We start from the raw sequence: 24,163 nt of genomic DNA on the forward strand, positions 1-24,163 counted from the left end.
CACCGCCGTATACTTTTGCAAGTACGTTAGTGATTGCTGCAGTTAGTGTAGTTTTACCGTGGTCAACGTGGCCGATTGTACCAACGTTTACGTGCGGTTTTACGCGTTCAAACTTTTCTTTTGCCATCTTAAAAAATTCCTAATAAAGAAATTAAAGCCTGACTCACTATTGAGCCAGACAAGCTAAAATTATATAACAGCGCGAGCTGAAATTATTGTATCTGCGACATTTTTAGAGGCTTCAGCGTACTTCACAAACTCCATAGAGTATGAGGCACGGCCCTGTGTTGCAGATCGTAAAGCAGTTGCATAACCAAACATTTCAGAAAGAGGAACTTGCGCATTAATTTGCTTAAGTCCACCTAATGCATCTTCCATGCCTTCGATTATGCCGCGGCGACGGTTTAAGTCGCCAACTACATCACCCATATTTGAATCAGGAGTGAGTACTTCAACCTTCATTACTGGCTCTAAAAGTACAGGGTTAGCTTCAAGCGCCCCGTTTTTCATTGCCAGTGAACCTGCTATTTTAAATGCCATTTCATTCGAATCTACATCATGGAATGAACCATCATATAAAGTCGCTTTAACGCCAAGTAATGGGTAGCCTGCCAGTACACCTTGAGACATTTGCTCTTGGATACCTTTGTCTACCGCAGGAACGAATTCTTTAGGAACTGAACCACCTACGGTTTCGTTAACGAACTCGTAAATTGGTGACTCATCATCCGTAATATCCATCGGTTCAAGTTTAATCCAAACGTGTCCATATTGGCCACGACCACCTGACTGACGTATAAACTTCCCTTCAACCTTAACAGTTGAACGAATAGCTTCTCGGTATGAGACCTGCGGCTTACCAACGTTACATTCAACACTGAATTCACGTTTCATACGGTCGACGATGATATCTAGGTGAAGTTCACCCATGCCAGAGATTATAACCTGGCCTGATTCTTCGTCAGTTTGTACGCGAAAAGAAGGATCTTCAGCAGCTAGTTTACCTAGTGCGATACCCATCTTATCTTGGTCAGCTATAGTGCGGGGCTCAACCGCAATAGAGATTACTGGTTCTGGGAATTCCATACGCTCAAGCGTAATAATAGAATTCGGATCACACAGTGTTTCACCTGTTGTTACGTCTTTAAGACCAATAGCTGCCGCGATGTCGCCTGCGAAAACTTCTTTGATCTCTTCACGAGAGTTTGAATGCATCTGTACGATACGGCCAAGTCGCTCACGCTTACTTTTTACTGGATTATATACCGTGTCACCCTGTTTAACAGTACCAGAGTAAACACGGAAAAAGGTCAAGGTTCCAACGAACGGGTCTGTTGCAATCTTAAATGCGAGTGCAGCAAACGGCGCTTTATCATTAGCTGGACGTTCTTCCTCAGTACCATTCTCTAAGATACCTTGGATTTGTTTCACTTGCTCTGGTGACGGCATATATTCAACAACGCCATCAAGCACAGCTTGAACGCCTTTGTTTTTAAATGCGCTACCACAAGTAACTGGAACAATCTCATTTGCTAATGTTCGTTGGCGTAAAGCATTTTTAATTTCTGCTTCACTTAACTCTTCACCTTCTAAGTATTTATCCATTAGTTCTTCTGTTGCTTCAGCAGCGCTTTCAACTAAATGAGCGCGCCATTCTTCAGCTAATTCCAGAAGTTCTGCCGGTATTGCCTCATAAGAGAAAGTCATACCCTGGTCCGCTTCGTTCCAGTTAATCACTTTCATTTTTATAAGGTCAATAACACCTTTAAAGTCGTCCTCAGCGCCTACAGGCAACTGAATTGGAACAGGCGTTGCTCCAAGACGAGATTTCACCTGGCTGACCACTGCTAAGAAGTCTGCGCCCGTGCGATCCATTTTATTTACGAAGATCATTCTCGGAACTTCGTATTTGTTCGCTTGACGCCAAACTGTCTCAGTTTGCGGCTGTACACCAGATGAAGCACAAAGAACAACTACCGCACCATCTAATACGCGTAAAGAACGCTCTACTTCGATAGTGAAATCTACGTGTCCTGGAGTATCAATAATATTGATACGATGGGCGTCAAATTGAGCGTCCATCCCTTTCCAAAAACACGTTGTTGCAGCAGAAGTGATTGTGATACCACGCTCTTGTTCCTGCTCCATCCAATCCATAGTTGCAGCGCCATCATGTACTTCACCGATCTTATGAGAAAGACCTGTGTAGAACAGAACACGTTCTGTTGTGGTGGTTTTGCCTGCATCTACGTGAGCAACAATACCTATATTACGATAGCGCTCAAGTGGAGTTGTACGTGCCATATGATCCTCTTAAAGGTTAAAGACAGATTACCAACGGTAATGAGCGAATGCTTTATTCGCTTCAGCCATACGGTGAACGTCTTCACGTTTCTTAACCGCAGTGCCTTTATTATCTGAAGCGTCAACGATTTCTTGAGCTAAACGTAAGCCCATAGATTTTTCGCCACGCTTACGTGCAGCGTCTACTAACCAACGCATACCTAATGCGTTACGACGAACTGGACGTACTTCAACTGGTACTTGATAAGTTGAACCACCAACACGGCGAGATTTAACCTCTACCTGTGGACGGATGTTATCAAGTGCAGTTTCAAAGATTTCTAGGTGCGACTTGCCTGATTTCTCAGCAGCCACGTCTAGCGCACCATAAACAATTTTTTCAGCAGTAGATTTCTTGCCGTCTAACATCACGATGTTAACGAATTTAGCAAGAAGTTCCGATCCGAACTTAGGATCTGGAAGAATTTTACGTTGACCGATTACGCGTCTTCTAGGCATTTTGTATCTCCGGTTTATTCAGGTTTGCTCTTTCGAGTCAATCACCCAAAACAATAATTATAAATATTTAGTGCTTGGCCTTACTAACGGAATACAATTACCCTTTAGGGCGTTTTGCACCGTATTTAGAACGAGCTTGACGACGATCGCTAACGCCTGCACAGTCAAGTGCACCACGAACAGTGTGAAAACGCACACCTGGTAAATCTTTAACACGACCACCACGGATTAGGATTACACTATGCTCTTGAAGGTTATGACCTTCACCGCCAATGTATGAAGTTACTTCGAAACCGTTAGTTAAACGTACACGAGCTACTTTACGTAACGCCGAGTTTGGTTTCTTAGGTGTAGTTGTATATACGCGAGTACATACACCGCGCTTTTGCGGACACGCTTTTAGTGCAGCTGAGTTACTTTTCGTAACCTTGCTACGGCGTGGCTTACGCACTAGCTGGTTAATAGTTGCCATTTAAATAGCTCCTGAAATTAAAATTACTACTGAAAAAAATAAAAAAATCCGCCCTTTATTTACGAGCCTGCATTAAGCACACAAGTAAATGGGTGGCGGAATTTTAATGAGCAAAGTTTAACCTGTCAACCTAAACTAATCGTAAGACAGCATATAACTGCCTTACGATCACTTAATCTATTGATTAAGAACAGTTTATTGATTTCCAGACAAATCAGCATTTAGAGCGTCTGTAAGTGCTTGAGTCGCCTCTTCTGCACTTACTGTTTGCTCTTCTACTACTACTTTGCTTTGTTTACGGCGAGCCATACGTTCTTGATGATACGCAAAACCGGTACCGGCTGGGATCAAACGACCCACAATTACGTTTTCTTTAAGACCGCGAAGCTCATCGCTCTTACCATTCACTGCCGCATCTGTAAGAACACGTGTTGTCTCTTGGAAAGACGCTGCAGAGATGAAAGATTCTGTTGCTAGTGATGCTTTTGTGATACCCATTAACTGGATTTCAAACTTAGCTGGTATCTTACCTTGTTTTTCAAGGTCACGGTTTGCGATATTAACGCGCGCCACTTCGATTTGTTCACCGGCTAAGAAGTCAGTATCACCGCCGTGTATAATGGTACATTTACGAATCATCTGACGGATAATTGTTTCAATGTGCTTGTCATTGATCTTAACGCCTTGCAAACGGTAAACCTCTTGCACTTCGTTAACGATGTAGTTAGCAACATGAGTCACACCACGTAGGCGTAAGATGTCATGCGGCGATTCAGGACCATCGGCGATAACTTCACCTTTAGACACTTGCTCACCTTCAAACACGTTAAGTTGACGCCACTTAGGAATCATTTCTTCGTAATGATCACCTTCAGCTGGAGTAATAACTAAACGTTTCTTACCTTTAGTCTCTTTACCGAAGCTAATAGTACCTGTGATCTCAGCTAAGATAGCTGGCTCTTTAGGTTTACGCGCTTCAAATAAGTCGGCTACGCGTGGTAGACCACCCGTGATATCACGAGTTTTCGAACCTTCTTGTGGTATACGTGCTAACACGTCACCAGGGTTTGCTGTAACGCCGTCAATAACTTCAATCGTAGTGAATGAAGGAAGACGTGTTTCTTGCAGACCGCGCTCTTCACTTTCAATGATAAGCTTAGGTTCTTTAGTATTTACTTTAGCAAGATCTTTAACAACTACACGGGTTAAACCTGTTAGTTCATCAGTCTGTGCTTCAGTATTTGAGTCATCGATGTCGCTAAACGATACTTTTGACTTATGCTCAAGAACGATTGGGTGACTATGCGGGTCCCAAGTAGCAACGATGTCGTTACCTTGAACTTCAGCATTGTCTTGCACTGTTAATACCGCACCGTAAGGTACTTTATAACGTTCTTTTTCACGACCATAGCTATCAATGATAGTGATCTCAGTAGAACGTGAGGTAATAACAATCTTACCATCTGTATTTAATACATATTTAGCGTTATGAAGTTTTAATGTACCGTTAGTTTTAACTTGTACATTATTTTCAGCTGACGCTCTTGATGCCGCACCACCGATGTGGAATGTACGCATCGTAAGCTGTGTACCCGGCTCACCGATTGACTGCGCCGCGATAACACCTACTGATTCACCCGCGTTGATGATATGACCACGTGCAAGGTCACGACCATAACACTTAGCACATACACCAAAGTCGTTATCACATGTGATAACAGAACGTACGCGAACTTCATCCACTGAGTGCTCTTCTAAAAGGTCACACAGTTTTTCGTCAAGCATGATATTACGCTCAACAAGTACAGTATTAGTACCTGGAATTACAATATCTTCAGCAACAACACGACCAAGAACACGTTCACGAAGTGCTTCTACAACATCACCACCTTCAATAAGCGGTTTCATTGTTAAGCCATCTTCTGTGCCACAATCATCTTCGTTGATTACCAAATCTTGTGCAACGTCTACTAGACGACGCGTTAGGTAACCCGAGTTAGCTGTTTTAAGTGCAGTATCGGCAAGACCTTTACGCGCACCATGCGTTGAGATGAAGTACTGAAGTACGTTTAGACCTTCACGGAAGTTAGCTGTGATTGGCGTCTCGATGATTGAACCATCTGGACGTGCCATTAGACCACGCATACCCGCCAACTGACGAATCTGTGCAGCACTACCACGAGCACCTGAGTCGGCCATCATAAACACTGAGTTAAATGACGGTTGCTCTACTTCTTCACCTTTAGCATTAATAACTGTGTCTTTTGACAAGTTAGCCATCATCTCACGTGACAAGTTTTCGTTTACACGTGACCAGATATCGATAACTTTATTGTACTTTTCACCAGCCGTTACAAGACCTGATTGGAATTGTTGGTTGATTTCAGTAACTTCAGCTTCAGCTGATTCAATGATCTGTGCTTTAACCGGTGGGATAACTAAGTCATCAATACCGATAGAAACACCTGATTTCATTGCATAATGGAAACCGGTGTACATAACTTGGTCAGCAAAAACAACAGTGTCTTTAAGACCTAGACGACGGTAACATTCATTCAATAAGCTAGAAATCTGCTTTTTACCTAATGCTTGGTTGATTGACTCAAACGGCATACCTTTAGGTAAAATTAAAGATAGAATTGCACGACCAACAGTTGTATCGATTACAGTAACAGTGTCTTCTACTATGCCGTCTTCGTTTTTAACTGATTGGCTAATACGTACTTTCACGATTGCGTGAAGGTCAGCATTGCCACTGCGGTATGCTTTTTCTGCTTCTTTTGGATCTTTAAATATCGCGCCTTCGCCTTTAGCGTTAATGCGGTCACGAGTCATGTAATAAAGACCCAATACAACATCCTGTGAAGGAACGATGATTGGCTCACCATTCGCAGGAGATAGAATGTTGTTTGTTGACATCATTAAGGCACGAGCTTCAAGCTGTGCTTCGATTGTTAACGGTACGTGTACCGCCATTTGGTCACCATCGAAATCGGCGTTGTAGGCCGCACATACTAATGGATGCAAATGAATCGCTTTACCTTCGATAAGCACAGGTTCAAACGCTTGGATACCCAAACGGTGAAGTGTTGGTGCACGGTTAAGTAATACTGGATGTTCACGAATTACTTCGTCAAGTACATCCCATACTTCCGGAACTTCACGTTCAACCATCTTCTTAGCTGCTTTGATTGTCGTAGCCATGCCGCGACGCTCTAATTTGCCATAGATGAATGGTTTGAATAACTCTAGTGCCATCTTCTTAGGAAGACCACATTGGTGAAGCTTAAGAGTAGGACCTACTGTGATTACAGAACGGCCTGAATAATCTACACGCTTACCAAGTAAGTTCTGACGGAAACGACCTTGCTTACCCTTGATCATATCAGCAAGAGATTTAAGAGGACGTTTGTTAGAACCTGTAATTGCACGACCACGACGACCGTTATCAAGTAGCGCATCTACCGCTTCTTGTAACATACGTTTTTCGTTGCGTACAATAATGTCTGGTGCTGCTAAATCTAGTAGACGCTTAAGACGGTTATTACGGTTAATAACACGACGGTAAAGGTCGTTTAGATCAGATGTCGCAAAACGACCACCGTCTAATGGTACTAATGGGCGAAGATCAGGTGGCAATACTGGAAGTACTGTCATGATCATCCACTCAGGGTTATTACCTGATTGGTGGAACGATTCCATTAACTTAAGACGTTTAGTGATTTTTTTACGCTTAGTTTCAGAGTTAATTGTTGGTAACTCTTCACGCATCTCAGCAATTAATTGAGCAAGATCAAGTTCACGAAGCAAGTCTAAAACTGCTTCAGCACCCATCTTCGCTTCAAATTCATCACCGTGCTCTTCTAGTGAATCTAAGTATTCTTCTTCACCTAATAGTTGACCACGCTCAAGCGTTGTCATACCAGGCTCAGTTACTACGAATGATTCGAAGTAAAGAACACGTTCAATATCACGAAGCGTCATATCTAGCATTAAGCCAATACGTGACGGTAATGATTTTAAAAACCATATATGTGCAACTGGGCTCGCAAGGTCGATATGACCCATACGATCGCGTCGCACTTTAGTGAGTGTTACTTCAACGCCACACTTTTCACAGATCACACCACGGTGTTTAAGGCGTTTATATTTACCACATAAACACTCATAATCTTTCACTGGGCCGAAAATACGGGCACAGAATAAGCCGTCGCGCTCAGGCTTGAAAGTACGGTAGTTAATAGTCTCAGGTTTCTTTACTTCACCGTATGACCATGAACGAACCATGTCTGGTGAAGCAAGACCAATGCGAATTGCATCGAATTCTTCGGTCTTATTTTGTTGCTTCAGAAACTTAAGTAAGTCTTTCACCTTAGCTCTCCTGTCGGAGTTAATCTTGAGGACGGATAGTCTCGTCCCTACATTCTATTCAGCCGTAACAGATGCTGCAGCGTTAACTGCAGCATCTAATTGGCTTAATTTTCTTCCAACTCGATGTTGATACCCAGTGAGCGGATTTCTTTCAACAATACGTTGAACGATTCTGGCATACCTGGTTCCATTTTATGGTTACCATCAACGATGTTTTTATACATCTTAGTACGACCGTTCACGTCATCCGATTTCACTGTTAGCATTTCTTGTAGAGTGTAAGCAGCACCGTAAGCTTCAAGTGCCCATACTTCCATCTCACCAAAACGCTGGCCACCGAACTGTGCTTTACCACCCAGCGGCTGCTGAGTAACAAGGCTGTAAGAACCAGTAGAACGTGCGTGCATCTTATCGTCAACCAAGTGGTTAAGTTTAAGCATATACATGTAACCAACAGTTACTTGACGTTCAAACTGATCGCCAGTACGGCCATCATAAAGTGTAACCTGACCACTTCGAGGATATCCACCAAGCTCAAGCATGTCTTTGATTTCGCTTTCTTTCGCGCCATCAAATGCAGGAGTAGCTATTGGTAAACCACCTTTTAAGTTTTCAGCTAGACGACGAATTTCGTCATCAGTGAAGCTAGCAATGTCTACAACTTGGCGAGATTCACCAATTTCGTAAGCTTGCTTGATGAATTCACGCAGCTCATGAAGCTCACGTTGTTCTTTCATCATCTCTTCAATACGTTCACCGATACCACGTGCAGCAAGACCCATATGTGTTTCAAGGATCTGACCGATGTTCATACGCGATGGTACACCTAGTGGATTCAATACGATATCTACCGTACGACCTTTGTCATCGTAAGGCATATCTTCTACTGGTACGATAGTCGAGATAACACCTTTGTTACCGTGACGACCCGCCATTTTATCACCCGGTTGGATACGACGTTTAACAGCTAGGTATACTTTAACAATCTTAAGTACGCCTGGTGCTAAATCATCACCTTGGGTAATTTTACGACGTTTGTTTTCAAACTTTTTATCGTATTCAGCTTTAAGCTCATCGTACTGTGCAGCTAGTTGCTCAAGCTCAGCTTGCTTGTCTTCTTCAGCAAGGCTTTGCGTAAGTACTTTTTCAGCATTAAGAGATGCAAGTTTTTCTTCATCAAAACCAGCAGCTATAAGTAGCTTGCGTGCACGGTCTAAAACGCCTGCTTCTAAAATACGGAACTCTTCGTTGAAGTCTTTCTTCGCTTCGCGAAGCTGCATATCTTCAACTTCTAACGCACGTTTATCTTTTTCAACACCATCACGGGTGAAAACTTGCACGTCAATTACAGTACCAGTTACAGAGTTTGGTACACGTAAAGAGCTGTCTTTAACGTCAGACGCTTTTTCGCCGAAGATAGCACGTAGTAGCTTCTCTTCAGGTGTAAGCTGTGTCTCGCCTTTAGGAGTCACTTTACCTACTAGGATATCGCCGCCTTTAACTTCAGCACCAATATATACAACGCCTGATTCATCAAGCTTGCCTAGCGCAGACTCACCCACATTCGGGATATCTGCAGTGATCTCTTCAGGACCTAATTTAGTATCACGGGCAACACACTGTAGTTCTTGAATATGGATAGTCGTTAGACGATCTTCTTCAACTACGCGCTCTGATAACAAGATTGAATCTTCGAAGTTGTAACCGTTCCATGGCATGAATGCCACGCGAAGGTTTTGACCAAGGGCTAAGTCACCTAAGTCAGTCGAAGGACCATCTGCTAACACGTCACCACGAGTAACCGGTTCGCCAACCATACAAGTTGGTTTTTGGTTAATACATGTATTTTGGTTAGAACGTGTGTATTTGGTTAAGTTGTAGATGTCGATGCCCGCTTCACCAGGGATGCGTTCTTCTTCATGTACATTTACAACGATGCGACTTGCGTCAGCATACATTACTTCACCACCACGTTTAGCAACGATAGTTACACCAGAGTCTTTCGCTAGTGTTAACTCAATACCAGTACCTACTAACGGTTTATCCGCTTTCAATGTTGGTACTGCTTGACGTTGCATGTTTGAACCCATCAATGCACGGTTAGCATCATCGTGTTCTAGGAACGGGATAAGTGCTGCCGCTACAGAGATCACCTGTTGTGGTGATACATCCATATACTGCTGGTCCATGCGACCCATAAAGGTAGATTCACCTTTGTGACGACATGGGATAAGTTCATCAACAAACTCATTGGTTTCAGTTAAGTTTGAGTTCGCCTGTGCGATAACAAACTGACCTTCTTCAATGGCTGATAAGTAATCAACTTCATCAGTTACAACACCATCTACCACTTTGCGGTAAGGTGTTTCTAAGAAACCGTAGTCATTTGTACGTGCGTACGTAGACAACGAGTTAATTAGACCGATGTTTGGACCCTCAGGAGTCTCGATTGGACATACGCGACCATAGTGAGTTACGTGAACGTCTCGTACTTCAAAGCCTGCGCGTTCACGAGTTAGACCGCCCGGACCTAATGCAGAGATACGACGTTTATGCGTAACTTCTGATAGTGGGTTATTTTGGTCCATAAACTGTGATAACTGAGACGAGCCGAAGAACTCTTTAACCGCTGCCGAAATAGGCTTAGCGTTAATAAGATCTTGTGGCATTATCGCGTCAAGGTCACCTAAGCTTAAACGCTCACGTACAGCACGTTCAACACGTACTAGACCAACACGGAATTGGTTCTCAGCCATTTCGCCAACACTACGTATACGACGGTTGCCTAAGTGATCGATATCATCAACATCGCCTTGACCGTTACGAATAGCAATTAATACTTTCATAACAGACACGATGTCTTCTTTGCTTAATGTGCCTGGGCCTGTGTCTGTATCGTAACCAACACGGCTATTGAACTTCATACGACCTACAGTTGATAAGTCATAACGCTCTTCAGAAAAGAACAAGTTCTGGAATAAGGCTTCAGCCGCGTCTTTCGTCGGTGGCTCGCCTGGGCGCATCATGCGGTAAATTTCTACTAGTGCTTCTAAACGGCTGCTTGAAGAGTCAATGTTCAATGTATTTGACATGTAAGCACCGCTGTCCACTTCATTGATATATAAAGTATCAATTTTAGTGTGACCGGCTTTAACCAATTCAGCCATTAGCTCTAGAGTTAGCTCGTCATTTGCATTTGCAATAACTTCACCAGTTGACTCATCAACATAGTTTTTAGCTACAATACGGCCAATGATGTACTCATGTGGTACTTCTAATTGCTTAATGCCTTTCTTCTCGATGCTCTTGATGTGGCGAGCCGTAACACGACGACCGCTTTCAACAAATACTTCACCGTCTTCGCTCTTGATATCAAAAGCGGCAGTTTCACCACGTAAACGCGAAGGTACAAGTTCCATAAGAACTTTACCATTCGTTACTTCAAACGTAGTGTTATCGAAGAACATATCTAGGATTTCTTCGCTAGAATACTCTAGTGCACGTAGGATGATGGACGCCGGTAATTTACGACGGCGGTCAATACGTACATATAAGTTATCTTTTGCATCAAATTCGAAGTCTAACCATGAACCACGGTAAGGTATAACGCGTGCGTTATATAATACTTTACCCGATGAGTGGGTTTTACCGCGGTCGTTATCAAAGAATACACCAGGGCTACGGTGTAGCTGAGAAACGATAACACGCTCTGTACCATTGATTACAAAAGTACCGGTATCTGTCATGAGCGGAATTTCGCCCATGTAAACTTCTTGCTCTTTAATGTCTTTAACTGTGCCTGGTGCTTCTTTGTCCATAACAACAAGACGCAGTTTCACGCGAAGTGGAGCAGAATAAGTCACACCGCGAATTTGACATTCTTTTACATCGAAAACTGGCTCACCAATACGGTAACTTACGTATTGAAGCTCAGAATTTCCCGAGTAGCTTTTAATAGGGAACACAGAACGGAAGGCAGCTTCCAAACCATGATCGCCATCAGCGTCCGGCACTAAGAATTTTTTAAACGATTCTAACTGTGTAGACAGTAAAAAAGGTATATCCAAAACTTGTGGACGTTTACCAAAATCCTTACGGATACGTTTCTTTTCAGAATAAGAGTAAGCCATGGGGTTCCTCAGCTTGCTGATCTTTGACCCGACCTGTTCTTGTAAGAACAGACTTAACTGGCAGCTATGCCAAGATTTTACAACATTTAACTGTTGTTCTAATTAGATCCCACTTTAACACTAGCAAACTATAAAGCGTTGAAAGTAAAGAAAAAATCAGATTTTATTTGAACTAAAAGAGTGCATCACTCTATAGCGCAAAAAGGCCGGTGATTAAATAATCACCAGCCCTTGCCTGATTTCTCAGGCAGCGAACTTAGCAAAAGCTAAATTACTTAACCTCAACTTCAGCACCAGCTTCAGTAAGATCTTTTGCAAGTGCTTCAGCTTCTTCTTTAGATACACCTTCTTTAACAGGTGTAGGAGCAGCTTCAACAAGAGCTTTCGCTTCTTTAAGGCCAAGGCCAGTTGCGCTACGAACAGCTTTGATTGCAGAAACCTTGTTAGCGCCAGCGCCAGTAAGGATTACGTCAAATTCTGTTTTCTCTTCAGCAGCTTCAGCAGCTGGACCAGCTACCATTGCAGCTGCAGCAGTTACGCCGAATTTTTCTTCCATTGCTTCGATAAGAGCAACAACGTCCATTACTGACATTTCAGCAATTGCGTCAAGGATTTGGTCTTTAGATACAGACATTACAAATTTCCTAATAATTAACGGACATTACGTCCAAATAAATTTTACACCGAAAGTGAGATTAAACAGCTTAAAATTAAGCAGCTTGCTCTTCTTTCTGTACACGTACTGCTTCAATTGTTTTACACAATTTGCCAGCAGACGCTTCTTTCATAGCACTCATTAAGCGTGCAACAGCTTCATCGTATGTAGGTAATGTAGCAAGCATTGCTGCATCAACAACATTTCCTTCAAAAGCGGCCGTTTTAAGCTCGAATTTCTCATTCTTTTTCGCGAAATCTGAAAAGATACGCGCAGCAGCACCTGGGTGCTCTGATGAGAAAGCGATTAAGCTTGGACCAACAAATGAATCAGAAAGACACTCAAAATCTGTTCCTTCAAGAGCACGTTTTGCTAAAGTGTTACGGACAACTTTCATCCAAACACCATTTGCACGAGCTTCTTTACGAAGGGCAGTGATTGCGCCAACTGTTACACCACGAGAATCTGCAACAACTGCAGATAGAGCACCATTGGCTGCTTCGTTGACTTCAGCAACTATTGCTTTTTTGCCTTGAAGATTTAAAGCCATGGGTGTTACTCCTGGTTTAATGGGGGTACCGATTATCGGATTCCCCTGTTCTACTCTTCCCTACCAAACAAGGTAGAGATGCTTTTTACGGCGAGAGCCAGAAGGATTAGGAAAAATCTATCTGGGGTCTACACCGTCTACGTAGGTGAATATTAAGGCCGAAGCCACCTACGGTCTTGGACGGAAGCCCAATTTATCGTTAACCCCGAAGGCTTAACGAAATTATGGACTTCAACCCGAATTCTTTACTTTGCAAATTAATAAATTAATAAATTAATCAACAAAATGGCGCGAAATTATAGTACAAATTTCACGCCATGTAAACACTCAATTAAGCAACAATAGTGCTTAAAGTGTTTTGGTCAACAGAAACACCTGCGCCCATTGTTGTAGAGATAGTTACTTTCTTCAAGTAAACACCTTTAGCTTGAGAAGGTTTAGCCTTCTTAAGCGCAACAATTAGAGCTTCAAGGTTTTGTTGCAACTGCTCTGCAGTGAAATCAACCTTACCAATAGTAGTATGGATGATGCCATTTTTGTCATTACGGTAACGTACTTGACCTGCTTTAGCATTTTTAACTGCTTCTGCAACGTTAGGCGTTACAGTACCAGTTTTAGGGTTTGGCATTAGACCACGTGGGCCTAAGATTTGACCTAGTTGACCAACAACACGCATAGCGTCTGGTGATGCAACAACAACGTCAAAGTTCATCTCGCCTTTTTTAACTAGTTCAGCAAGATCTTCCATACCTACTAATTCAGCACCGGCTTCTTTTGCAGCTTCTGCATTAGCGCCTTGTGTGAATACAGCAACACGAACGTCACGACCAGTACCGTTAGGTAGTACAGTAGCACCACGAACGTTTTGATCAGATTTACGAGCATCGATACCAAGGTTAACGGCAACGTCAACACTTTCTACGAATTTAGCTGTCGCTAACTCTTTTAAAAGAGCAACTGCTTCATTGATTTCGTAATCTTTAGTTACTTCCACTTTTTCGCGGATAGTACGCATACGTTTAGTTAATTTAGCCATTTCTTAGTCCTCTACGTTCAAGCCCATCGCACGCGCAGAACCTGCGATAGTGCGAACCGCTGCGTCCATATCGGCAGCTGTAAGGTCAGTTCGTTTTGTCTCAACAATTTCTTCAAGTTGAGCACGAGTTACTGTGCCTACTTTATCAGTGTTAGGACGGCCTGAGCCTGACTTGATACCAGCAGCTTTCTTAAGTAAGTAAGCAGCAGGTGGCGTTTTCATGTCGAACGTAAATGAACGGTCACCGTAAACAGAGATCACTACAGGAACTGGAGCGCCTTTTTCGATAGACTCTGTACGTGCGTTAAACGCTTTACAGAATTCCATGATGTTTACACCGTGTTGACCTAGTGCAGGACCTACTGGAGGACTAGGATTAGCCATACCAGCGGCAACTTGTAGCTTGATTAGAGCTTCAACTTTTTTAGCCATTATAAATACCTCATTTGGTGGGTCTCAGCCTTGTGCGCGCGAGGACGCGTACTCTAACGGCTTCCCAGTTTAAAAATTGGTTTCGTACTTTTTGCACAGTAAAAATAAATTTTACCTTAATACAAAAGGCCGCTGATTATAAGTTAATCAGCGGCCTTTTTCAAGCTTCATGCCAAAATTTAAATAAAAATTAGCGAAGCTTTTTTAATCAATTACTTATCTTGCTCAACTTGACCGAATTCAAGCTCAACTGGCGTAGAACGACCAAAAATAAGTACAGATACTTTTACGCGGCTCTTTTCGTAGTCAACTTCTTCAACTACACCACTGAAATCTGCAAATGGTCCATCAGTAACGCGAACAACTTCACCTGGTTCAAATAATGTAGCAGGTTTAGGTGCTTCAGCATTTTCTTGAAGGCGATTAAGAATGCGTTCTGCTTCTTTAGGACTGATTGGAGCAGGACGATCAGACGTTCCACCAATAAAGCCCATTACACGTTCAGTGCTGTTCACTAAGTGCCAGCTTGCGTCGTTCATATCCATTTGTACTAATACATAACCTGGAAAGAATTTACGCTCAGATTTACGCTTTTGGCCAGCGCGCATCTCAACAACTTCTTCAGTTGGTACTAGTATCTCACCAAAGCTCGATTCAAGACCTTCGATTTTAATGTGTTCAGTTAACGTTTGAGCTACACGCTTTTCGTAACCAGAAAAGGCTTGTACTACATACCAACGTAACTTAATTTCTTTGTTCTCGTTCTCATCCGACATGGGATCAGATCTCCAATCCAGTTAAAAAGCCTACAGCGCGGAATAAAATGCCATCTAATCCCCAAAGGATAAGTGCCATAATCACTGTTGCAACCATTACAATTAATGTCGTGTGGGTAGTTTCTTGGCGCGTTGGCCAAATAACTTTGCGTACTTCAATTCGAGCTTCTTTAGCGAAAGCAAGAAAGTTACGTCCCTTAAATGTTTGCGAGGCAATTGCTAATCCGGCCGCTATTGCAACAACAACGCCAATAGCACGTAGTAATACAGATTGATCTGCATACATGTGATTACCAACAACTGCGCCTGCAAGTAGCGCGATTGCTACTAACCACTTTACTGACTCCATCGCACTTGATGGTGTTTCTACATTCGTGCTCATAATATTATTACCTTAACTACAGACACAACAACCCTACACTACGGCAGGGTTAATCCATTAAAATCTAAACTTAAAAACAGACTTAATTTAAACCGGTTTTTAATCTCAGACTACTCAAATAACAAGTAAAACTGGCAGGGGCGGAGAGATTCGAACTCCCAACCATCGGTTTTGGAGACCGCTGTTCTACCAATTGGAACTACGCCCCTGCAAAGTGGATGCCTATTATACTTACGCAGTTCATTAACACAAGCCTAAAAGATACCCACATTGGAAAATCTAATTAATTAATTACATTATTGTTTAAACTGCTAATAATTTAATCGGTTAGATAAACCTACAATCCAAAGATATTGATTATTTCCCTATGGTTTTATAAACGTCACTTAACAAGCTTGAAGCGCCAAACCTAAATGTATTTGCTTGCAAATAATCATCACCCATTATTGCGCGTGCTAGCGTTAAATAATCACTAGCATCAGCCACTGTTTTAACACCACCGGCAGCTTTAAAGCCAACACGTTTATCCGAGTTCTTAATGGCTGTTAGCATAATTTTTGTTGATTCAAGGGTCGCATTAATGGCTACTTTACCCGTACTGGTTTTTACAAAATCAGCACCGCCTTCAATTGCAAGCTTCGTGGCTTGTGTTATGAGCGCTTCGGTTTTTAGCTCGCCGCTTTCTATTATTACTTTTAGCTGGGCATGCGACCCACACACTTTTTTACTTTCGCTTACATAGCTAAGTACTGTTTGAACATCGCCCGCTATTAACTTTTTATAAGGGATAACGAGGTCAATTTCGTCAGCGCCGCGCTCTATAGCAATAAGTGTTTCGTTAATTACATCACTCAGTGGTGCATCACCCGTTGGAAAATTAGTGACCGTTGCAACTTTTACGTGGTTAAGCTCACGTGCTGCGAGTGCTATTTTTGCATCATCAACAAAGTCGCTGTAAACACATACTGCGGCAGGCGTGCCCAGCGTCGGGTTTATACTATCAACAAGCGCTTGAATGCTTTTGCTGGTATCGCTAGTGTTTAAGCTTGTTAAATCCATCAGTGCGACTGCTAATGCGGCATCTTTTTGGTGTTGTGTCATTAGAGCTCCGTTGCTTATGTAATACCAATTTTATTAAAAAAATAATCATTTTAGCGTATTAAATAACTCACTAACTACGTTAAAAATTATTTATATAGAACAACTATGTATCATAATTTTAGCCTTGTTATTGAGCTATTTTCTTGTCGCTATAATAGATCACTAATTTAATGCAATTGGTATAAGTACAAAATAGAATATGTCTCCATATTAACAAATTAAATCAAACTCGCTATAGCTCATAACCAAACACTATAAGCTGTATATTTCACTTGTAACTCGGCGCAATCCCTTGTTAACTAACTCTTAGGCCTAAAAAGCCCACCTATTATAACTTTTGGTTATATCAACTTGGTTTTAATTATTTTTTACTTATTGATAGCCGCTATATTCTGCTTATCAGAATAAAGCGTTTTCTTATATTTGAATTTGTTTAGGGGTCTTATTAACGTGCAGTATTTACCTATCTTTACCAAACTCGACAACAAACCAGTATTGGTTGTTGGCGGTGGAGAGGTCGCATTACGCAAATGTCGCGCGTTTTTAAAAGCGAGAGCAAGCGTTACTTTAGTAGCACCTTGGTTTTGCGACGAACTAAAAGAGCATGCACATAATAATGAAGTAACGCTTATTGATGCTTATTTTGATGAATCGCACCTTGATGGCAAAATGCTTGTTATTGCAGCAACCGACCGCGATGAAGTAAACAACAACGTATTTGAACTTGCCAATGCCCGCAATGTGTTTGTAAACGTGGTTGATGACCAACCTAAATGTACGTTTATATTTCCATCCATTGTAGACCGTGACCCAATTACGATTGCTATATCAAGTGCTGGCACAGCGCCCGTACTTGCACGTCGCTTACGCGAAAAGCTCGAAACTCTTATTCCACATCATATTGGCCCACTTGCAACACTTGTCGGTGGCTTTAGAGACAAAGTAAAAAAACGCTTTAAGCATTTTTCAGACCGCCGCCAATTTTGGGAAGGCGTGTTCGACTCATCTGTTGTGAGTAAAGTACAAACCGGCGATACCCAAGCCGCACAGCAGCAACTAGAGCAAATGCTAGATGCAAAAGCAGAACCTGAAGGCGAAGTATATGTAGTAGGTGCAGGCCCTGGCGATCCAGAGCTTTTAACACTTAAAGCACTGCAACTTATGCAACAAGCCGACGTCGTCGTTTACGACTTTTTAGTCTCTGACGAAATTATGGAACTAGTGCGCCGCGATGCTGACCTTATTTGTGTAGGTAAACGTTTGGGCGATCATAGTGTTGTTCAAGAAGATACCAACCAAATGCTGGTCGACCTTGCTAAACAAGGCAAAAAAGTGTGCCGCATTAAAGGTGGTGACCCGTTTATTTATGGCCGTGGTGGCGAAGAAGTACAAGTACTGGCTGCTAACAACGTAAATTATCAAATTGTTCCAGGTATTACAGCCGCTGCAGGTTGTAGTGCTTACGCGGGTATTCCGCTTACGCATCGCGACCATGCACAAGCCATTCAATTTGTAACTGGCCACTGTAAAAAAGACGGTCAAGAACTTGATTGGCAATCGCTGGCAAAAGCAAATCAAACGCTGGCTATTTACATGGGCGTAATTAAATCGCCGCACATACAAGGCGAGCTTTTAAAACATGGCCGCAAAGCCGACACCCCTGTTGCCATTATCGAAAACGGTACACGTAAAAATCAGCGTGTAGTAACAGGCCAATTAGGCGAACTTGCTGACTTAATTGAACGCAACAGCATTATATCGCCTGCGCTACTCATTATTGGTGAAGTAGCCGCCCTGCACTCGCAACTAGCGTGGTTTGGGAAAAACGAGCAAACAAGCAGCTTTGCACAGCCGCTAACAGATGTATCAAATACATAACCGAATTTTAAATTTGTAACTTTTAATCATTTTAGTAGGACGACTAACAATGGCTTTAACTCACCTTCAGCAACTTGAAGCTGAAAGTATCAAAATCATGCGCGAAGTCGCCGCTGAGTTTGAGAACCCAGTAATGCTTTACTCTATTGGTAAAGATTCGTCGGTACTTTTGCACTTAGCGCGTAAAGCATTTTACCCTGCAAAAATTCCGTTTCCGTTATTACACGTAGACACCAACTGGAAGTTTCGTGAAATGATTGAGTTTCGCGACCGTATAGCTAAAGAATACGGCTTTGATCTACTGGTACACAAAAATCCAGAAGGCATTGAAATGGGCGTAGGCCCGTTTACGCATGGCTCGGGTAAACATACCGACATAATGAAAACCCAAGGCTTAAAGCAAGCGCTAGATAAATACGGCTTTGATGCAGCATTCGGTGGCGCACGCCGAGACGAAGAAAAGTCACGCGCAAAAGAGCGTGTTTATTCGTTCCGCGACAAACACCACCGTTGGGACCCTAAAAACCAACGCCCAGAGCTTTGGAATACCTACAACAGCCAAGTTAATCCGGGTGAGAGCATTCGTGTTTTCCCATTATCTAACTGGACTGAGCTTGATATTTGGCAATACATTTATCAAGAAAACATCGAAATGGTGCCATTGTACCTAGCTAAAGATCGCCCAGTAGTTGAGCGCGACGGTACTTTGATTATGGTTGACGATGAGCGTATGCCTCTTAATGAAGGTGAAGTACCGCAAATGAAATCTGTACGTTTTCGTACATTAGGCTGCTACCCACTTACCGGTGCAGTTGAATCAACAGCCAGTACTTTAACCGAAATCATCGAAGAAATGCTGCTATCTACGTCATCTGAACGTGAAGGTCGTGTTATTGACCATGATTCAGCCGGCTCAATGGAGAAGAAAAAACGTGAGGGGTATTTTTAATGTCTAGCCAAAATAACGATACATTTAACGAAGTAAAAGAAATAGGCATAGACGCCTACCTAGCACGCCAACAAGACAAAAGCTTATTACGCATGCTTACTTGTGGCAGCGTAGATGACGGTAAATCAACACTGATTGGCCGCCTACTGCACGACAGCCACCAAATTTATGAAGATCAGCTAGCTGCCCTTCATAAAGATAACGAGAAAGTAGGTAATGCAGGTGAAGATCTTGACCTTGCTTTATTAGTTGATGGCCTACAAGCTGAGCGTGAGCAAGGTATTACCATTGACGTAGCGTACCGTTACTTTTCAACGGCTAAGCGTAAATTTATTATTGCCGACACACCTGGGCACGAGCAATACACGCGCAACATGGTAACCGGTGCATCAACAAGCGATGTCGCCATTATTTTGGTTGATGCGCGTTACGGCGTACAAGTACAAACTAAGCGCCATAGCTTTATTTGTGACTCGCTGGGCATTAAGCAGTTTGTTGTTGCCGTTAATAAAATGGATATCGTTGATTTTGACGAAACCGTGTATGAAAAAATTAAGGCCGATTACCTTAAATTTGCTGAGCAACTTAACGTATCAAACATTAAGTTTGTGCCTATGTCGGCGCTTAAAGGCGACAACGTAGTAACACGCTCTGCACATACACCGTATTACACCGACAAGCCGCTACTAGAGTTACTAGAAGATTCGCCAGCAGCCGAAATAGATACAGGCTTTGAAGCGCGCCTACCGGTGCAATATGTCGTGCGTCCTAACTTAAACTTCCGTGGTTTTCAGGGCACACTGACATCGGGCAAGATGCACGTAGGCGATGCTATAAGAGTATTACCGTCGGGTAAAACATCAAGCATTAAAGAAATTGTTACCTTTGATGGCAACCTAGACAGCGCCGAAGCAGGCCAAGCAATTACCGTTACCCTAAATAACGAAATTGATATTAGCCGAGGTGATGTAATCGTACCTGCAAATTCAACGGCCGCTGTAACTAACCAGTTGCAAGCTAAAATTGTGTGGATGCATGAATCGCCATTAGTGTTAGGTAAAAGCTATAACCTAAAACTAGGTAGCAAAAACACCTCAGCTATTGTTAAAAAGATTGACTACACAATTGATGTAAACACGCTTGAGCACGGCACTAGCGACTCACTGCAGTTAAACGAAATTGCGATTGTAACGCTTGAACTAACCGAAACTATTTTGGCAGACGAGTACCACAGCAATCACGAAACAGGCTCGTTTATCCTAATCGATCGCTTATCAAACCTAACTGTTGCTGCCGGTATGATTGAGCAAGTACTGCAAAGCCAAACAAAGCAAAGTAACTTTAGCGAATTTGAAGTTGAATTTAACAGCTTAGTACGCAAGCACTTCCCGCATTGGCAAGCGCTTGATATTTCTAAGTTATAAGTTAACTTTAGCCTGTTAGGAATTTAAAAGCATGGTAGAACAGCTCGTTTTAACAGGCATTATGCTTACCTTAGTCGGGTGCCTTTTTGGCACCCGTATTAATCCAGCATGGTTATTTGTAAGCGCTATTGGTACCAGCTACTTAGCAGGGCTAATTGATCTTGAAAGTATGTTAGTTAACTACGCTAACCCGTCGCTTATCACTTTAGTACTGTTGGTGTTAGTGTCGACCGCAATAGAAAAAACCACCCTAATTCAAAAGTTAGCGCAATCGCTATCTAAAGGTAGTTTAGTAAAATCGGTAACAAAATTAGGGTTATCAACCGCCTTTTTATCGTCGTTTACTAACAATACTGCCGTTGTTGCATCGCTTATTACCGCGATAAAAGACAACCCTAATCACTCCCCTTCAAAGCTATTATTACCGCTGTCGTACACTGCTATTTTGGGCGGCACCATTACGCTTATTGGTACATCAACCAACTTAATCGTTAATGGCTTTGCAGTAGATGCGGGAATGGAACCGCTGGGCTTTTTTGACTTTACCTTAGTGGGTTTAGGCGCGTTAAGCGTAGGCCTAATTACCATTTTAGTGATGCTTAAATACTTACCCGACAACGGTAAAAGCGACCAAGAAGTCGTGCCTTTTTACCTAGAAGGTAAAGTACAAGCAAGCTCAAAATTAATAGGCCAAACCGTAGAAGAAAACGGCCTACGTGATTTAAAAGACTTATTCCTTGCTGAAATTATTCGCGACGAGAGCCGCATTTGCGCAGTCACTCCACAGCAAATTATTCAAAAAGACGACGTGCTGCTGTTTGTAGGTGACATAAAATCGGTGCCATTACTTACCCGTTTCGACGGTTTAAAAGTAGTGCACGAGAATCATCAAAAAGACATAGAACACTTAGTAGAAGTAGTCGTAAGTCAATCTTCAAAATTTATTGGTAAAACCGTAAAAGAAGCCCGCTTTAGAGAGCAGTTTCATGCAGCCGTTATTGCCATTCGCCGTGGACATGACCGCTTACAAGGCGGCCTTGGGCAAGTGCAATTACAAGCTGGCGACTCACTTATACTCGCACCAGGCAAAAACTTTTACACTTTGCCTAATTTAAAGCGCGAATTTGTGTATATTTCAGGGTTTGACTTACAAGCCCACCTTGCGCCTAAACAATCAAACATTGTGCTACTAAGCTTTGCTGCAGTACTGGGTTTAAGCATTATTGGCATAGTGCCGCTAGTTAAAGGCTTATTAGTGTTACTGATTGGCTTAATGCTCAGTGGCACCATAAAACTTAACGAAGTAAAACGCCGTTTCCCTATCGAGTTATTGGTGGTTGTAGGTAGCGCCATTGGCCTTGCTAAATTAATGATAGGCACCGGACTTGCCGGGCAAATATCCGACGCCATGTTTATGGTACTTGGCGACTTTGGTCCGTACGGCGCGTTTATTGCCATATTTTTAATGACCGTATTATTTACCGAGCTTATTACTAATAACGCAGCAGCTGCCTTGTCGTTCCCTGTTGCTTACTCGCTCGCGGTTGGTTTTAATGTAGACCCACTACCGTTTATTATGGCGGTTGCCTTTGGCGCATCAGCCAGCTTTATATCGCCATTTGGGTATCAAACTAACCTAATGGTTTATAGCGCGGGTAACTATCGCTTAAAAGATTACATAGTGATGGGCTTACCCCTTTCTATTATTTATTCAATCACGGTATTAACCCTGATCCCGCTGGTATTTCCGTTTTAATACCTGCGCTCACAGCATAAGAGACTCTCACTATGGATGAAAATATAGTTTGGCATAACTACGCAACGACAAAAGCACAGCGTAGTGAGCAAAAAAAACATAAGCCCGCTATTTTATGGTTTACCGGCTTTTCAGGCTCTGGCAAAAGCACCGTAGCAAACGCACTAGAAGCGGCGCTTAATCAGCAAGGTACGCACACTTACCTGCTCGATGGCGACAACGTACGCCACGGTTTGTGTAAAGATCTAGGCTTTAGCGACGAAGACCGCATTGAAAACATACGCCGCGTAGGCGAAACCGCAAAACTAATGACCGACGCTGGCTTGTTAGTACTTACTGCGTTTATATCGCCTTTTAGAGCAGAACGCGACATGGTGCGCAGCTTAGTAGATGACGGCGAGTTTATTGAAGTATTTATCGATACCCCACTGGATGTATGCGAAAGCCGCGATCCAAAAGGCTTATACAAAAAAGCCCGCGCTGGAGAGATAAAACACTTCACTGGTATCGATTCAAGCTACGAAGTGCCAAACAATCCAGAAATAATTTTAGATACAAGTAAAAACACCCTAGACCAATCGGTTACACAACTGATAACGTATCTAAAACAAAAGCACATAATATAGGTTAACCCCATGAATCAAACCGAACTGCTAGAAGAAACCCTCATCCTTGCCCGCAAAGCAGGCCAAGCGATAATGGGAATTTACGAAAAGGATTTTAACGTTGAGTACAAAGCCGATGAAAGCCCCGTAACCGACGCCGATTTAGCAGCTCATAAACTGATTGTGGCAGGGCTTCAACAGCTCACACCTGATATTCCAATACTCAGTGAAGAAAACGCCGACATAAGCTGGGATGTACGCCAAACGTGGAAAAGCTACTGGTTAGTTGACCCAATCGACGGCACTAAAGAATTTATCAAAAAGAACGGTGAATTTACCGTAAACATCGCCCTAATTAAAAACGGCATTCCTATTTTAGCCGTAGTAGATGCACCTGCCCTTGGCGTATCGTACTTAGCTGCCGAAGCCATTGGCGCATTTAAAGATAAAGGCGATGAGCGAATTGAGCTTAAAGTAACAACTAAACCTAACAAAGGGTTAATTCGTGTTGTAGGCAGTCGCTCGCACCCATCACCCGATTTAGCCGAGTTTGTGAAACGCTTTGATGAGGTTGAAATGGTGTCTAAAGGCAGCTCACTAAAACTCTGTTTAGTCGCTGAGGGCAGCGCCGATATTTACCCGCGCTTAGGTCCAACTTGCGAATGGGATACAGGTGCAGGCCATGCAATCGCCGAAATAGCCGGTGCTAAAGTCACTAAGCTTGATGGCAGCCCGCTTATTTATAACACTAAAGATGAGTACTTAAATCCGTATTTTGTGGTTTCGGCTTTAGAGGGATAAGAGCAGTTTTGAGTGGTTAGCTATCAGTTGTCAGCAAGATAAG

19 protein-coding genes and 1 tRNA gene are annotated in these 24,163 nt (G+C 42.6%); 6 read left to right on the top strand and 14 right to left on the bottom strand.

Annotation, left to right across the window (positions count from 1 at the left end; all coding sequences use genetic code 11):
* From QL998_RS06205 to deoC, 14 genes are all read right to left on the bottom strand, one after another.
* On the bottom strand, nt 1-127 hold a 127-nt coding region (locus tag QL998_RS06205), incomplete at its 3' end, for a GTP-binding protein (RefSeq protein ID WP_033023824.1).
* A 62-nt stretch (nt 128-189) separates the two neighbouring features.
* A complete protein-coding gene (fusA, locus tag QL998_RS06210; RefSeq protein WP_002958887.1) occupies nt 190-2,304 on the bottom strand; it encodes an elongation factor G in 2,115 nt (704 codons plus the stop codon).
* 27 nt (nt 2,305-2,331) lie between these two features.
* The gene (rpsG, locus tag QL998_RS06215; protein ID WP_010555004.1) at nt 2,332-2,802 is read right to left on the bottom strand and encodes a 30S ribosomal protein S7; all 471 of its coding nucleotides are present in this window, start codon (nt 2,800-2,802) and stop codon (nt 2,332-2,334) included.
* A 97-nt stretch (nt 2,803-2,899) separates the two neighbouring features.
* Nucleotides 2,900-3,274, bottom strand: a complete 375-nt coding sequence (gene rpsL, locus QL998_RS06220; protein WP_002958885.1) for a 30S ribosomal protein S12 — start codon at nt 3,272-3,274, stop codon at nt 2,900-2,902.
* A gap of 195 nt (nt 3,275-3,469) precedes the next feature.
* Nucleotides 3,470-7,645: a DNA-directed RNA polymerase subunit beta' gene (rpoC, locus tag QL998_RS06225; RefSeq protein WP_165743938.1), complete on the bottom strand. Its 4,176-nt coding sequence runs from the start codon at nt 7,643-7,645 to the stop codon at nt 3,470-3,472.
* 104 nt (nt 7,646-7,749) lie between these two features.
* Nucleotides 7,750-11,775, bottom strand: a complete 4,026-nt coding sequence (gene rpoB, locus QL998_RS06230; RefSeq protein ID WP_024597281.1) for a DNA-directed RNA polymerase subunit beta — start codon at nt 11,773-11,775, stop codon at nt 7,750-7,752.
* Nucleotides 11,776-12,046: 271 nt separating this feature from the next.
* Nucleotides 12,047-12,409 (bottom strand): 50S ribosomal protein L7/L12, encoded by a 363-nt coding sequence (gene rplL / locus QL998_RS06235; protein ID WP_002958882.1) that lies wholly within the window; start codon nt 12,407-12,409, stop codon nt 12,047-12,049.
* Between the two features lie 76 nt (nt 12,410-12,485).
* Nucleotides 12,486-12,980 (bottom strand): 50S ribosomal protein L10, encoded by a 495-nt coding sequence (gene rplJ, locus QL998_RS06240; RefSeq protein WP_002958881.1) that lies wholly within the window; start codon nt 12,978-12,980, stop codon nt 12,486-12,488.
* A 331-nt stretch (nt 12,981-13,311) separates the two neighbouring features.
* A complete protein-coding gene (rplA, locus tag QL998_RS06245) occupies nt 13,312-14,016 on the bottom strand; it encodes a 50S ribosomal protein L1 (RefSeq protein WP_002958880.1) in 705 nt (234 codons plus the stop codon).
* Nucleotides 14,017-14,019: 3 nt separating this feature from the next.
* Nucleotides 14,020-14,448, bottom strand: a complete 429-nt coding sequence (gene rplK, locus QL998_RS06250) for a 50S ribosomal protein L11 (RefSeq protein ID WP_002958879.1) — start codon at nt 14,446-14,448, stop codon at nt 14,020-14,022.
* A 212-nt stretch (nt 14,449-14,660) separates the two neighbouring features.
* Complete coding sequence (gene nusG / locus QL998_RS06255; protein WP_024600085.1) at nt 14,661-15,224, bottom strand: transcription termination/antitermination protein NusG; 564 nt, start codon at nt 15,222-15,224, stop codon at nt 14,661-14,663.
* Between the two features lie 4 nt (nt 15,225-15,228).
* A complete protein-coding gene (gene secE, locus QL998_RS06260; protein ID WP_002958877.1) occupies nt 15,229-15,606 on the bottom strand; it encodes a preprotein translocase subunit SecE in 378 nt (125 codons plus the stop codon).
* Nucleotides 15,607-15,738: 132 nt separating this feature from the next.
* Nucleotides 15,739-15,815: transfer RNA gene (locus QL998_RS06265), tRNA-Trp, on the bottom strand.
* A 148-nt stretch (nt 15,816-15,963) separates the two neighbouring features.
* Nucleotides 15,964-16,707, bottom strand: coding sequence for a deoxyribose-phosphate aldolase (deoC, locus tag QL998_RS06270; protein ID WP_290192328.1), 744 nt, complete (start codon nt 16,705-16,707; stop codon nt 15,964-15,966).
* Nucleotides 16,708-17,157: 450 nt separating this feature from the next.
* Between deoC and cysG the strand changes: the two genes are divergently transcribed.
* The 6 genes from cysG to cysQ are packed head-to-tail and all read left to right on the top strand — an operon-like array spanning nt 17,158 to nt 24,120.
* Nucleotides 17,158-18,585, top strand: coding sequence for a siroheme synthase CysG (gene cysG, locus QL998_RS06275; protein ID WP_002958874.1), 1,428 nt, complete (start codon nt 17,158-17,160; stop codon nt 18,583-18,585).
* 49 nt (nt 18,586-18,634) lie between these two features.
* A complete protein-coding gene (cysD, locus tag QL998_RS06280; RefSeq protein WP_002958873.1) occupies nt 18,635-19,534 on the top strand; it encodes a sulfate adenylyltransferase subunit CysD in 900 nt (299 codons plus the stop codon).
* Nucleotides 19,534-20,958 (top strand): sulfate adenylyltransferase subunit CysN, encoded by a 1,425-nt coding sequence (gene cysN / locus QL998_RS06285; protein WP_182712487.1) that lies wholly within the window; start codon nt 19,534-19,536, stop codon nt 20,956-20,958. The genes cysD and cysN overlap by 1 nt, the downstream gene beginning before the upstream one ends.
* 31 nt (nt 20,959-20,989) lie before the next feature.
* Nucleotides 20,990-22,714 (top strand): SLC13 family permease, encoded by a 1,725-nt coding sequence (locus QL998_RS06290; RefSeq protein ID WP_165743935.1) that lies wholly within the window; start codon nt 20,990-20,992, stop codon nt 22,712-22,714.
* A gap of 32 nt (nt 22,715-22,746) precedes the next feature.
* Complete coding sequence (gene cysC / locus QL998_RS06295; protein ID WP_010555008.1) at nt 22,747-23,340, top strand: adenylyl-sulfate kinase; 594 nt, start codon at nt 22,747-22,749, stop codon at nt 23,338-23,340.
* A gap of 9 nt (nt 23,341-23,349) precedes the next feature.
* The gene (gene cysQ, locus QL998_RS06300; protein ID WP_290192329.1) at nt 23,350-24,120 is read left to right on the top strand and encodes a 3'(2'),5'-bisphosphate nucleotidase CysQ; all 771 of its coding nucleotides are present in this window, start codon (nt 23,350-23,352) and stop codon (nt 24,118-24,120) included.
* Nucleotides 24,121-24,163: the final 43 nt, after the last annotated feature.

Origin of the sequence: Pseudoalteromonas sp. APC 3691 (genome assembly GCF_030408135.1) — a bacterium.
In the GTDB taxonomy this organism is placed as follows: domain Bacteria; phylum Pseudomonadota; class Gammaproteobacteria; order Enterobacterales; family Alteromonadaceae; genus Pseudoalteromonas.

Excerpts from the sequence above, each read along its gene's own strand:
- fusA (WP_002958887.1), bottom strand. The coding sequence starts at position 2,304 with ATGGCACGTACAACTCCACTTGAGCGCTATCGTAATATAGGTATTGTT.
- rpsG (WP_010555004.1), bottom strand. The coding sequence starts at position 2,802 with ATGCCTAGAAGACGCGTAATCGGTCAACGTAAAATTCTTCCAGATCCT.
- rpsL (WP_002958885.1), bottom strand. The coding sequence starts at position 3,274 with ATGGCAACTATTAACCAGCTAGTGCGTAAGCCACGCCGTAGCAAGGTT.
- rpoB (WP_024597281.1), bottom strand. The coding sequence starts at position 11,775 with ATGGCTTACTCTTATTCTGAAAAGAAACGTATCCGTAAGGATTTTGGT.
- rplL (WP_002958882.1), bottom strand. The coding sequence starts at position 12,409 with ATGTCTGTATCTAAAGACCAAATCCTTGACGCAATTGCTGAAATGTCA.
- rplJ (WP_002958881.1), bottom strand. The coding sequence starts at position 12,980 with ATGGCTTTAAATCTTCAAGGCAAAAAAGCAATAGTTGCTGAAGTCAAC.
- rplA (WP_002958880.1), bottom strand. The coding sequence starts at position 14,016 with ATGGCTAAATTAACTAAACGTATGCGTACTATCCGCGAAAAAGTGGAA.
- rplK (WP_002958879.1), bottom strand. The coding sequence starts at position 14,448 with ATGGCTAAAAAAGTTGAAGCTCTAATCAAGCTACAAGTTGCCGCTGGT.
- nusG (WP_024600085.1), bottom strand. The coding sequence starts at position 15,224 with ATGTCGGATGAGAACGAGAACAAAGAAATTAAGTTACGTTGGTATGTA.
- secE (WP_002958877.1), bottom strand. The coding sequence starts at position 15,606 with ATGAGCACGAATGTAGAAACACCATCAAGTGCGATGGAGTCAGTAAAG.
- deoC (WP_290192328.1), bottom strand. The coding sequence starts at position 16,707 with ATGACACAACACCAAAAAGATGCCGCATTAGCAGTCGCACTGATGGAT.
- cysD (WP_002958873.1), top strand. The coding sequence starts at position 18,635 with ATGGCTTTAACTCACCTTCAGCAACTTGAAGCTGAAAGTATCAAAATC.
- cysN (WP_182712487.1), top strand. The coding sequence starts at position 19,534 with ATGTCTAGCCAAAATAACGATACATTTAACGAAGTAAAAGAAATAGGC.
- QL998_RS06290 (WP_165743935.1), top strand. The coding sequence starts at position 20,990 with ATGGTAGAACAGCTCGTTTTAACAGGCATTATGCTTACCTTAGTCGGG.
- cysC (WP_010555008.1), top strand. The coding sequence starts at position 22,747 with ATGGATGAAAATATAGTTTGGCATAACTACGCAACGACAAAAGCACAG.
- cysQ (WP_290192329.1), top strand. The coding sequence starts at position 23,350 with ATGAATCAAACCGAACTGCTAGAAGAAACCCTCATCCTTGCCCGCAAA.